The organism is Microbacterium sp. CFBP9023, from assembly GCF_034045055.1.
Classification (GTDB): Bacteria; Actinomycetota; Actinomycetes; order Actinomycetales; family Microbacteriaceae; genus Microbacterium.
Genome location: NZ_JAXCWI010000001.1, coordinates 2,093,646 through 2,106,331, shown reverse-complemented (window position 1 = coordinate 2,106,331; position 12,686 = coordinate 2,093,646). Strand labels below are relative to the sequence as shown.

Genomic DNA, 12,686 nt, shown 5'->3' with positions numbered 1-12,686 from the left:
CCGCGTTGCTGTCGTCATCAGCCTGAGCCGACGCTGCAGCGGATGCCGAGGCGTTGGTGTCGACCTCAGCCGACGGGTCGGCCGCAGCCGAGGCATCGGCCGTGGCGACTGCATCGGAAGAGGCGTCGGTCGATGCACTGGCGATCGCCGCCGCGCTCGAGTTCGATGCTGCGCTCGTCGAGGCGTCCGATGTCGCCGAGGCCTCAGCCGCGGTATCCGTCGTCGCGTCGGCCAGCGCCGCAGCCTGAGCTGCTACCGCCGCACCGGCGTTCGCCTCCGAGGTGGCGTCCGCCGTGGCTGCCGTGGACGATGTCGCCGTCGCCGCCGACTCCGCCGCAGCCTCAGCCGTCGGGTCAGCCGCAGCCGATCCCTCTGCCGTGGCATCCGCGAACGCCGCCGCCTGCGCGGCCGCTTCAGCGATCGCGTCGGTCGATGCATCGGCGTTCGCCGACGCGGATGCCGACGCCGCCGCGTTCGTGTTGGCCGCAGCCTCGGACGAGGCATCCGTCGACGAGTCGGCGATGGCCGCCGACTCCGACGACGACGCCGAGTTCGACTCCGCCGCCGTCGATGCATCCGCGTTCACGTCATCCGACGCGTCGGCCTGGGCCGCCGCCTGCGCAGCAACTGCCGCCGAGGCGTTGGCCGTCGAGGTGGCATCGGTGGTCGCGGCCGACGAGGCATCCGGCGTCGCCGCCGCATCCGCCGCCGAGGTGGCGTCCGAGGTCGCCGCCGCTGAGGCCGCCGACGTCGCGTCTGCGAGGGCCGCGGCCTCAGCCGCCGCCTGCGCCGACGGGTCGCCGTCTGCGGTCGCGTCAGCCGAAGCGGATGCCGATGCAGCCGCGTTGGTGTTGACGTCACCCGGGTCGCCCGCGGTCACCTCGGTGGTGTCCGTGTCGCTGGACGCGCCGGATGTCGCGGTGAGCAGGTAGCCCGCGCCGGGCTCGGCATCAGCCGGAACCGGGTAGTTCTCCGTGAACGCACCGAACTCGTCAGTGGTCGCGATGACCGGGCCTCCGATGTCCGCTCCCCCGCCTGGCGCGGTGAGCTGCAGCGACACGGTGGAGTTCACCGGCCAACCCGTGCCGGTGACGGCGAGGTTGGTACCTGCCGGAACCGACGAGGCCGCGTCGACGACGACCGGAGCAGCCGTCACCTCGGTCGTGTCGGTGGCTGTCTGCGTGCCCGCGCTCGCGGTGACCGTGTATCCCGTGCCCGCGGGAGTTCCCGCCGGCACCGGATAGTCGATCGCGAAGCCGCCGAGAGCACCGGTCGTCACCGTCTGGGGCGTGCCGATGACCGCACCACCGGGGGCTGTCAGCTGCACGGTGACCTCGGTGTCGGCCGGCCACTCAGCACCGGTGATCGCCAGGTCCGCCCCGGCCTCGACGGTCGCGGCCGCGTCGACGGTCGCCGCTGCGGTCACCTCCGTCGTGTCGGTCGCCGTCTGGGTGCCGACGGTCGCGGTGATCGTGTAGCCCGTGCCCGGCGTCGCCGAGGCGGGAACCGGGTAGTCGAGCGTGAACCCGCCGTCGCCATCGGTCGTGACCGTCTCAGGACCGCCGACGGTCGCTCCGCCCGGAGCGGTCAGCTGCACCGAGACCTCGGTGTTCGCCGGCCAGCCGGTGCCGGTGACGGGAAGGCTCGTGCCCGCCTGCACCGTGTCCGCGGCATCCACCGCTGCCGCGGCGGTCACCTCGGTCGTGTCCTCAGCCGTCTGGCCGCCGACCGTCGCGGTCACGGTGTACCCCGTGCCCGGGGTCGCCGACGCGGGAACCGGGTAGTTCAGCGTGAACCCGCCGTCGCCATCGGTCGTGACCGTCTCGGGACCCCCGACGTCAGCGCCGTCCGGGTCCGTCAGCTGCACCTCGACGACGGTGTTGGCCGGCCAGTTCGCACCGGTGATGGGGAGAGAGGTTCCCGCCTGCACCGTGTCGGCCGCATCCACCGCAGCGGCGGCCGTCACCTCGGTGGTGTCGATCGCCGTCTCGGCGCCAGCGGTCGCGGTGACCGTGTAGGCCGTGCCGGGCGTCGCCGATGCGGGCACCGGGTAGGAGAGCGTGAACTCACCGTCGCCGTTCGTCGTGACCGTCTCGGGGCCACCGACGTCCGCGCCTCCGCCCGGAGCCGTCAGCTGCACCGAGATCTCGGTGTTCGCCGGCCAGTTGGAGCCGGAGACCGCGAGATCGGTGCCTGCCTGAACGGTCGGCGCCGCATCGATCGAGGCGACCGGAGCGTTCGTCACCTCGGTGGTGTCCGTCGCCGTCTGCGCGCCCAGCGTCGCGGTGACCGTGTAGCCGGTTCCCGCAGGAGTTCCGGCCGGAACGGGGTAGCCGAGCACGAAGGCACCCGACCCGTCCGTCGTGACGAGCTCGGGGCCGCCGATGTTCGCGCCGCCGCCGGGAGCGGTCAGCTGCACCGAGATCTGTGTGTTCGCGGGCCAGTTGGTGCCCGAGACGCCGAGGTCGGTTCCGTCCTGCACGGCAGGTGCCGCATCGATCGCTGCCGCGGCGGTCACCTCGGTGGTGTCCGTCGCCGTGCTGGTGCCGTCGGTCGCCGTGACGATGTAGCCGGTGCCGGGCGCGGTCGAGGCCGGGATGAAGACCGTGCCGGTGAAGTTGCCCGACGCGTCGGTGGTCACCGGCGCTGATTCGTTGACCGGGGTTCCGTCCGGTGCTGCCACCTGGATCGTCACCTGGGTGTTGGCCGGCCAGCCGGAGCCGGTGACCGGAAGATCGGTTCCGGCCTGCACGGTGGTTGCGGCGTCGATAGCCGCGACTGCCGCCGCCGCTGCCTTGACGGTCGACGACGCGAGATCGAGTTCGACCCCTCCGCCCACGGCCGGGAGCAGATCGATGGCGAGCGCCCGCACGGTGAAGCTGTCACCGGGGATGTCTCCCGGCTCGGACTGCTCGTTGATCGTGATGGTCGCGATGCCGGACAGCACGCCCTGCAGCACGGGGTCCAGCGTCGAGAGCACGGGGCCGGTGACCGCTGCGAGGGCCGGCTGGACGAGCGGGATGACGCTGGTCAGCGCGGTGTTCACCAGAGGGCCGGTGGTCGTGGTGACCGCCGTGGTCACAGCGCTCACCACCGGGTTGAGCAGCGCACCGATGTTGAGCCCGGCGAGCGAGATGTCGGTGGTCACCGTCGGAACCGGCGTGGCCGTGCCCGCGAACTGAGCGAGCGAGCCGGCGATCGTGACATCGCCGGAGACCAGGTCGATCCCGGTGAGCGGGTTGGTGAGATCCACCCCGACGGTGAGCGTGACCGCCAGCGAGTCGAGGGTGGAGTCGAGGATGGTCGCGACCTTGCCGTTGAGGCTGTTCGGGTGCGTGCCGGTCAGAGCAGAGGTGATCCCCTGCTGGATGGCGGCGATCGTCGTCGCAGACAGCACAGGGGTGTTCGCGGGAAGCGAGTTGAGGTCGGCTCCTGCGCCCGTCTCCACGAGGATCTGAGCGAGGTCGACCGAGATCGTCCCGTCGCTCAGGTCGACGAGCACCGAGCCCGTGGTGTTCTCGAGCGGCTCCGTCAGGAGCTCCGTGACGACCGTCGCCCCGACTGTGTCGAGGCCGGCGATAGCGACCGTTCCGCCCGTCGCCTCGAAGGCGGCGACGAGGGGCACATCCGGAATCGCGTTGATCGTGTCGACCACGGTCGTGACGAGCCCGGTGAGCGCTCCGCCGGGACCGGCGAGGTCGCTGACCGGGGTCACCGTGCCCTGGATGGCCGTGCCCAGAGTGGTCGCGAGCCCCGCGACCAGGTTGCTGTGCAGGTCGAGGTCCAGGCCCGCGATGCGGTATTCGGAGCCGGCGACGCCGGCGTTCGACTCCGCCCGCGATGCGAGGGCTCCGATGCCGACCGACGCTTCGTCGAGGATGGCGTCGGTGAGACCGGCGACGCTGAGCTGGTCGAAGAGATCGGTGAGTTCGAGGGTGGCGGGGTTGACGCTTCCGTCGATCGCCCCCGCATCGATCGCACCACCGGAGGTGATCGCGCCGGAGGACGCGATCGACTGGGTCTGCGTGGGTGAGGAGCTGAAGCTCTGCGCGCCCCCCAGATCGCCCAGCTGCAGCAGACCGGGCGACGTGCCGTCGGTCAGCAGCGGCACGTTGAGCGTGCCCACGTCGATGCTGAGCGCCTCGAGCACGTCGAGGTCGAGACCGCCGAGCTCAGGGCCGACCGCGGCCGGGTTGCTCGTCAGCGTGTGCCCGAGTGCGGCGACGTCCAATCCGCCGAGCAGGTCGGCCGGCAACTGGATGATCTGTCCCTGCGCGACCGACGGATCGTTCGGATTCGCGTCATCGAGCGCATTCGCCGCCGTCGGTACCAGTGCACCCGCAAGGATCATCGCGCCGACGGTCACGCCGGCGATGCCTCCCCCGATGGCTCTGCGTCGCCGCAGAGTCTTCCCCTCCAAGAATTCCATTCGCCTCTCCCGTGATGCAGATGTTCCGCGTCACAAGGCCCTCCCCAGGCGTCGACAGGTGCCGACCGAGCGCATGTCCAGACAGTATTGCCGGATCGAGAATGTTAAGTCCAGCGATTGTCCAGTGATCTTTCAGTAAACGTCATCAGGTGAGACTTTTCGTCATCGGGCATTGAGACCTGCCCACAGGTCTGTTGGCGAGGACGCTTTTGCCAGGACGAATAGGAGGGGTCCAGCGCACTCCGCGCAGGCGCGACACGCACTCCGGCCACACGACGAAACCGCCCCGCAGACCGAGGTCTGCGGGGCGGTTCAGGGTGTGAAGCGAGGGCTACAGAGCGAGCCCGTCGCCGAATCGGAAGAGCGGATCAGCGGTGTCGAACGGCACATCGGGTCGCGAGGCGACGACCGCGGCCATCGACCTCGGCAGGTCGAACGGGAGCCTGCCCTGCGCGCTCGCGACGCCGCTCAGCACATCGAGCAGCGCCGCCCCTGAGACACCCCAGTTGACGGTGACGGCCGCCGCACCGGCCACGATCGGTTCGAGAATGGGCGGTCGATCGGCGAGCACATCGACCACGGTCGGCACGGCTCCGGCGATGGCGCCGACATGCGCGAGCACCTCGTCGGAGAACTCGAGCGACCCCGCATGGAAGAAGTTCTCGAAGGTCGTGTCGCGCTGCTCGAACGGCGCCTGGAGACGGAGGATCGCCAGGTCGGCCTCGTCGACGGTCGCCACGACGTCGCCGTACGCGGCTGCGACGGATGGTTCGATCCCCTCGACGTAGAGCTTGATCCCGGGGGCGAAGGGCAGCGAGCCATCGTTCGTCAGCACGGTCACGGAGGCGCGCTGGGCCGCCTCTCCCGCGGCGCGGAACTCCGCGCTGCCGACGATCTCGTCCGCCGCGTCCTCGTCGACGAACGGGTTCTCGAAGAGCCCGAGCTCGAACTTCTCCCGCAGGATCCGTCGCGCGGAGAGGTCGAGCCTCTCCTCCGAGACCGAGCCCTCGGCGACCAGCCCGAGCAGCAGTTCGGGGCAGTCCTCGCCACCGAACTGATCGACACCCGCATCGAGCACCTTGAGCATCCGCTCTCGCGGCGTCAGATCCTCCACGCCCCAGGCGCGGGCAGGGAACGGCTGGCCGAAGATCTCCGCATCGTTGATCAGACCCCAATCGGTGCACACCAGGCCGTCGAACCCGAATCGCTCGCGCAGCAGCCCGGTGATCACCGACCTGTTGAAGCCGAACCCGACCTCCTCGTACTCGGTGCCGACGGGCATGCCGTAGTACGGCATCATCTGACGCGTGCCGGCGGCCAGTGCATCCTCGAAGGGCTTGAGGTGCAGGTCGAACGCACCCCCGGGATACACCTGCTCCCGCCCGTACGGGAAGTGCGGGTCCTCGCCGTCGAGCTGCGGCCCGCCGCCGGGGAAGTGCTTGGTCATGGTCGAGACCGATCCGGGACCGAACGAGTCGCCCTGGAACCCGCGGATATATGCCGCTGCCAGAATGCCCGTCAATTCGGGGTCCTCTCCGAACGTCGCCGTCTGCCGCGCCCACCTCGGTTCGGTGGCGAGGTCGACCTGCGGGTGAAGGGCGACGCGCAGGCCAACAGCCGTATATTCCTGACGAGCGATATCTGCGAACCGTTCGACCAGCTCGGGGTCACGGGTGGCTGCGAGACCCAGGGTCTCCGGCCACTGCGAGAACGGTCCGGCGAGGATCGACGCCCCGGGATTCTCGCTGAACGAATGCCGCGGGTCGGTCGACAGCGTGACCGGGATGCCGAGCCGGGTCGAGGCCGCCAGCCGCTGCAGCTCGTTCTGCCAGGCGGCTATCTCTCGCCCGGTGGGCGCCGCCCCCAGCAGGTTGAAGTGCGTCATGTTCTTGAGGTCGATGAACTCGCGGGCGCTCGGTGTGCCGAAGATCGGGTTCGCCTCATCGAGGTCTCCGATCGCGATCATCGTGTGGAAGAACAGTCCGGCCTTCTCCTCGACGGTCATCTCGTCGAGGAGGAGCTGCACTCTCTCATCGACCGGCAGGGCCGCGTCGAGCCACGGTCGGGCAGTGGTCACGTCGGTGTCGGTCATGGTCACTTGACTCCCTTGATGCGGTAGACGAGAACGGCGCCGGCGAGTGCGACGAGCGCTCCGAAGAGGTACCAGGTCGTGTAGCCGCCCAGCGGCGTCGCGGCGCCGAGAGCGATGATGCTCGGCGCGATGGCCGGGGCGATCGACTGGGGAAGGGCGTTGGCGATGTTGAGCACGCCGAGGTCCTTCGCCACGTCGTCGGGGTTGGGCAGCACTTCGGTCGCCAGCGCGAGATCGACCGACAGGAACGACCCGGCACCGAGTCCGATGATGGCCTGAGCGACGATGACGACGGCGATCGACGGAGCGATCGCGAGGATGACGAGGCCCACGACCATGATGACGCCGGCGATCGCGACGAACGGCCGGCGCTTGCCGATCTTGTCGGAGAGGAATCCGCCGAGCGGCGCGGAGATAGCCATCGCGGCCATGGAGGCGAGGTTGGCGATCAGGATCGTGCCGACTGCGCCCTGCTCGTCGAGCTGGAACTTGGTCACCAGGTAGAGCGGCAGGAAGGTGGCGATGCCCGCGTAGCCGAACATCACGAAGAACTTCGTGAGCCAGGTCCATCCGAAGTCGGGGTGCTTGCGGGGGTTGAACACGAACGAGCCGAAGAACGTGCCGACCGTGAAGCGCGTGGCGGGCTTCTCGGTGAGACGACGGTCCTTGAGGGTGAGCACGAACACGATGACGAGGATCAGCGCGATGGCACCGGGGACGAAGAAGCGCTCGAAGTCGCCGGGGAGGAAGTTGACGATGAAGCTGCCGGCGAGGATGCCGATGGGGGTCGTGATGCCGATGATGCCCGACACCTTGCCACGGCTCGAGACCGGCACCTGATCGGGCAGCGTCGCGTTGGCCGCCGCGAGCACGGCGTTCATGGATGCCTGCACGAGGCACCACGCGAGAAGAACGACGAGCACCGAGGTCGCGGCGCCGATGATCGCGAAGCCGCCGAGGCCGACGATCGCACCGCCGAGGATCCAGGGGCGACGCATGCCCCACCGCGAGGTCGTGCGGTCGGAGAGGCGACCGACGAGGGGATTCGCGACGAGCGCGAAGGCCGCACCGACACCCATCACCAGTCCGAGGCTCGCCTCGGTGTTGGTGGGGTCGAGCCGCTGGATCTTGAAGGCCATCGACACCATCACCGGGGTGAGTAGGGCGAGGTAGACGCCGAAGTTCACGGCGGCGAGTCCGGGGGTGTAGCCACGGGGCGTCTTCAGCGGGGTGGTGCCGGGAACTTTGAAACCGGTCGTTCCTACGGCGGCCGCGGTGGCGGCCGATGACAGCTCTGTCACGGGTGGATCCTTTCGGGCAAGGTGCGCCGGTCATCTGCGACACGACGTGAGGATGACATTACCGGAATGTCGACCGATTGGTAAGTGAATGTCTACCGATTGGTAATGAGAGAGAATGAGAGGGAAGGGTGGACGGGATGACGACAGCAGCCACGACGGGCTCGCGCCAGGCGCGCGCCGCGGCCACGCGTCAGCGGATCGTGGATGCGGCCCGAGAGCTCTTCGTCTCGAACGGATACCGCTCGACGTCCCTGCGCGACATCGCCGCTGCGGCATCCGTGAGCCATCCGGGGCTGCTCGGACACTTCGCGTCGAAGGACGACCTGCTCGCCGAGGTCGTCGCCGGTTTCGAGGACGACAACGAACGGGCATTCGACCTGCTCGCTGCGGCATCCGATTCCGGTGAACTGATCTTCGCGGACGTGGCTCGACGCAACGCGCGCACCCCCGGCTACCTCGAGCTCTTCGCCGCACTCACCGGGGAAGCATCCGCCTCCGGACACCCGGCGCACGAGCGGATGCGCCAGCGGTATGCACGCCTGCACCGCCTCAGCACGGATGTCCTCGAAGATGCGGCGCTGCATGGGACGATCGGCGCCGACCGCGACGTCGCGGACGAGTCCGTGCGTCACAGCGCGGGCTGGGACGGGCTGCAGCTGATCTCTCAGTATCTGCCTGAGCGGGTCGACGTCGTTCAGATGCTCGAGGAGCGCGAAGCCCTGTGGGCACTGCCCTACGGGTGGCGGGATGCCGACAGCCCCGACCCTTCTCCGACCGCTGCCGGCCCCTTGCCGCCTGTGTTCGGAGAGCCCGCCGTCGACGACTCCCCGGGATACGAGGTGGGACGGCGCCGCCGCGCGCAGATCCTCGCCGACGCCTCACGCCTGTTCTCCCAGGACGGCTACGGGGACACCAGTCTTCGGGACATCGCTCAGGCTGTCGGCGTCTCGAAGTCCACTCTGCTCCACCACTACCCGTCGAAGGAACTGCTGCTCAGCGCGGTGCTCTCCGAGCGCGACAGCGCGATCCGTGTGCGCAGCGAGTCCACCCATGCCGAGCGAGCCGCCGACGCGCTGCGCGCGATCCCGCTCGGAGCACGGGTGAGCGCCCTCGACGAGCCCGGCCTCATCGAGGTCTACGCGGTGCTCTCCTGCGAAGCGGTGCCGGCCATGCACCCTGCGCACGACTACTTCGCCACGCGGTTCTCCCAGGCGATCGACTACTTCACCGAGCTGTTCCGTCTCGCCCGCATCGACGGCGATCTGCCCGAGCACCGCGACCCCGAGCACGAGGCGATCTGGCTGATCGCCCTGTGGGACGGCCTGCAGTACCAGTGGCTCTACGACCGCGGGGCCGTCGACGTCGGCGCCCACCTGCGCGCGCATCTCGAAGACGTGCTGCCGAGCTGAACGGCGCCCTGCGTCAGCCGGCCGCGATGACGGTGAGCACTCCCTCGCCGTAGGCATCCCGCTTCTTGGCGCCGATCCCCGTGATCCCGTCGAGGTCGGCCAGCGAAGCCGGACGATGCTCGGCGAGCGCACGCAGCGTCGCATCGCCGAAGACGATGTACGCCGGAACGCCCTGCTCGCGCGCCGTCTCGGCGCGCCACGCCCGCAGCGCCTCGAAGAGCGGGCGGTCGGACTGATCGAGCGCGTCCGCCGCACTCGCCTTGCGTGCCCGCGGCGACGAAGCGGGGCGTCCGATCGTGTCCTTGCGCAGCGGCACCGGGGTCTCGCCCTTCAGCACGCCGGCCGACTGCTCGCCCGGAGCGAGCGTGCCGTAGTCGCCCTGGGCCACGATGATCCCCCGTGCGAGCAGCTGGCGGACGACGCTGCGCCAGTCCTGGTCGGAGAGGTCGGCGCCGATTCCATAGGTCGCGAGCTTCTCGTGCCCCTGCTGACGGATGCGCTCGGTCGAGGCTCCGCGGAGGATGTCGATCAGATGCCCGGCTCCGAAGGCCTGATTGCGCTCGCGCTTGAGCCGCACGATCGTCGAGAGCAGCTTCTGTGCCGGGATCAGGCCGTCGAAGGTCTCGGTCTCGTCGAGGCACGTGTCGCAGTTGCCGCACGGCTGCGAGTCCTGCCCGAAGTAGCCGAGAAGGTTCTGGCGGCGGCACTCGACCGTCTCGCACAGCGCGAGCATCGCGTCGAGGTGCTGCCCCAGGCGCATCTTGAACGTGCGATCGCCCGGGCTCTGGTCGATCATGCGGCGCTGCTGCACCACGTCGCCCAGGCCATAAGCCATCCAGGCGATCGACGGCTCGCCGTCACGGCCCGCGCGACCGGTCTCCTGGTAGTAGCCCTCGACGGACTTCGGCAGGTCGATGTGAGCGACGAAGCGCACATCGGGCTTGTCGATTCCCATGCCGAAGGCGATCGTCGCGACCATCACGACGCCGTCCTCGCGCAGGAACCGGGACTGGTTCTTCGCCCGCACCTCGGCCGGAAGACCGGCGTGATACGGCAGGGCGTCGAAGCCCTGAGCGGCGAGATAGGTCGCGGTCTGCTCGACGGACTTCCGGCTCAGCGCGTAGACGATGCCGACCGAGCCCTCGGGCTGCGCACGGATGAACGAGACGAGCTGCTTGCGCGGATCGACCTTGGGCACGATCCGATACTGGATGTTGGGCCGGTCGAAGCTGGCCACGTAGTGCTGGGCGGCGTCGAGACGCAGTCGCTCGGTGAGCTCCTTGTGCGTCGCCCGGGTGGCGGTGGCCGTGAGCGCCATGCGCGGTACACCGGGGAACCGCTCGCCCAGATCGCCGAGTGCGAGGTAGTCGGGGCGGAAGTCATGACCCCACTGCGACACGCAGTGCGCCTCGTCGATCGCGATGACGCTGAGCGTGCCGCGCTGCAGCAGGGCGGTCGTCTGCGGCGAGGACAGCCGCTCGGGGGCGACGTAGATGAGGTCGAGTTCGCCGGCGACGTACGCCCGTTCGACCTCGCGCCGCTCTTCGATCGCCTGGGTCGAGTTGAGATAGGCGGCGTTGACGCCGTTGGCCCGGAGCGCGTCGACCTGGTCGTGCATGAGAGCGATGAGCGGGCTGATCACGAGGCCGGTGCCCTCGCGCACGAGTGCGGGCACCTGATAGGTGACGCTCTTGCCGCCGCCGGTGGGCATGAGCACGACAGCGTCACCGCCCGAGATGACCTGATCGACGATCGCGGCCTGATCGCCGCGGAACTCGTCGTAGCCGAAGACCGTGTGCAGCGCCTCGGCCGCAGTCGCGTATCGGCTGGGGGCCGCCTGTCGCGCGGCCGTCGCCGTCACCCCGGGAGCAGACGAGCGTGCGGATGACCGCGCGGACGCCGATCCGACCGGTGTCACGGGGCCCTGGCCCCAGTCGAGCGGCGGCTCGTACCCGGCGCCCTGCGGCTCCCAGTCCATCGGCTCGGGCGGCTCGGAGGGCTCCCACCCCGCGCCGTCCCACGGCTCGTCGGCGTAGGGCAGATCCTCGTACGGGTCACGGGGAGTCTGCGGCATCCCTCCAGCGTAACGACCCCCGCCGACGTCGGCCGCGCCTGTGGACGCTCAGCGGGCGTAGGTTTGTGGCAGACGCCCGAAGGAGCCCCGATGACCGACATCACCGTCACCCGCAACGACGACGCCTCCCGCTACGAGATCCACTCGGATGAGACGCTCGCGGGCTTCGCCGAGTTCGAGCTGCGTCCGGGCGCGATCCGCTTCATCCACACCGAGATCGACCCCGCGTTCCAGGGTCAGGGACTCGCGGGGATCCTCGCTGAGCGCGCCCTGACGGATGCCGCGGCATCCGGCGACGCGATCGTGCCGCTCTGCCCGTACATCGCGAAGTACCTGACGACGCATGAGATCCCGGGCGCCGAGATCCGCTGGCCCAAGCGGCCCGGCGCTGCTCCGACGGAGGCATGATGATCGGCGAACGACGCATCGTGCTCGAGCCACGCGAGGTGCCGCTCGGCGGGGTGCGCGGGATGAACGTGCTGCGCGTGCTGCCGCATCGCAACCTCCCGACCATCGGTGCGTGGTGCTTCCTCGACCGGTTCGGCCCCGCCGACACCAGGATGCGGGTCGAACCGCATCCGCACATCGGTCTGCAGACCGTGACCTGGCCGCTGGTCGGAGAGATCCGTCACCGGGACTCGGTCGGCAGCGACGCCGACCTCCGCAGGGGCCAGCTGAACCTCATGACCGCCGGCAACGGCATCTCGCATTCGGAGTACTCGATCGGCGATGATCCGATCCCCCTCGACGCCCTGCAGTTCTGGGTGGTGCTGCCCGAGAGCGCACGGCACGGCGCTGCCGGTTTCGAACGGCACACCGAGCTGCCACAGCTGGCGCTCCCTGCCGACGAGGGTCAGGACGCCACCGCCACCGCCACCGTCGTCCTCGGCGAGTTCGCCGGCACCTCATCGCCCGCCACCGTGCACACCCCGATCGTCGGCGCGGAGATCCGGATCCCCGCGGGCGCTCGTCTGCACCTGCCCTTGCGTTCAGGATGGGAGCACGGCCTCATGCTCGTCGAGGGTGATGCCGTCGTCGCCACGCACGGGATGTCGTCGAACGACATGCTGTACCTCGGCGACTCGAGGGACTCGGTCGAGGTGTCCAGCGCACAGGGAGCGCTGCTGTTCCTCATCGGCGGCGAGCCCTTCGAGGACGAGATCGTGATGTGGTGGAACTTCGCCGGACGCACGCACGAGGAGATCGTCGAGGCTCGCACCGAATGGGAGGCGGCCTCCGCTCGGTTCGGTGTCGTCGAAGGGCACGACGTCCGCATCCCCGCTCCGCCTCTTCCCGACGTGCGGCTGATGCCGCGCGGCCGCAAGATCTGACGGCTCTGACTGCGACACCGCGCCCTGCGCGCGACGCGACGCGGCCTCGA

Annotated in this window: 7 protein-coding genes; 3 read left to right on the top strand and 4 right to left on the bottom strand. The window is 69.6% G+C overall.

Translation table 11 applies throughout. The features are described 5' to 3' along the window. From SOM10_RS10255 to SOM10_RS10245, 3 genes are all read right to left on the bottom strand, one after another. Positions 1-4,429: choice-of-anchor G family protein (locus SOM10_RS10255; protein WP_320489727.1), on the bottom strand; the 4,429-nt coding region annotated here is incomplete at its 3' end. A 331-nt stretch (positions 4,430-4,760) separates the two neighbouring features. After that, positions 4,761-6,521 (bottom strand): glycoside hydrolase family 3 protein, encoded by a 1,761-nt coding sequence (locus SOM10_RS10250; RefSeq protein WP_320489725.1) that lies wholly within the window; start codon positions 6,519-6,521, stop codon positions 4,761-4,763. A 2-nt stretch (positions 6,522-6,523) separates the two neighbouring features. Continuing rightward, positions 6,524-7,822, bottom strand: a complete 1,299-nt coding sequence (locus SOM10_RS10245) for an MFS transporter (protein WP_056276597.1) — start codon at positions 7,820-7,822, stop codon at positions 6,524-6,526. 137 nt (positions 7,823-7,959) lie between these two features. Here SOM10_RS10245 and SOM10_RS10240 point away from each other — a divergent pair, with 137 nt between their 5' ends. Continuing rightward, the gene (locus tag SOM10_RS10240) at positions 7,960-9,231 is read left to right on the top strand and encodes a TetR/AcrR family transcriptional regulator (RefSeq protein WP_320489722.1); all 1,272 of its coding nucleotides are present in this window, start codon (positions 7,960-7,962) and stop codon (positions 9,229-9,231) included. 13 nt (positions 9,232-9,244) lie between these two features. Here the strand turns inward: SOM10_RS10240 and recQ are convergent, their stop codons facing one another. After that, complete coding sequence (recQ, locus tag SOM10_RS10235; RefSeq protein ID WP_053098647.1) at positions 9,245-11,305, bottom strand: DNA helicase RecQ; 2,061 nt, start codon at positions 11,303-11,305, stop codon at positions 9,245-9,247. A 90-nt stretch (positions 11,306-11,395) separates the two neighbouring features. Between recQ and SOM10_RS10230 the strand changes: the two genes are divergently transcribed. Both SOM10_RS10230 and SOM10_RS10225 read left to right on the top strand, forming a co-directional pair. After that, entirely contained in the window at positions 11,396-11,713 is a 318-nt protein-coding gene (locus SOM10_RS10230; RefSeq protein WP_295103039.1) for a GNAT family N-acetyltransferase, read from the top strand. Further along, entirely contained in the window at positions 11,713-12,636 is a 924-nt protein-coding gene (locus tag SOM10_RS10225) for a pirin family protein (RefSeq protein ID WP_320489719.1), read from the top strand. The genes SOM10_RS10230 and SOM10_RS10225 overlap by 1 nt, the downstream gene beginning before the upstream one ends. Positions 12,637-12,686: the final 50 nt, after the last annotated feature.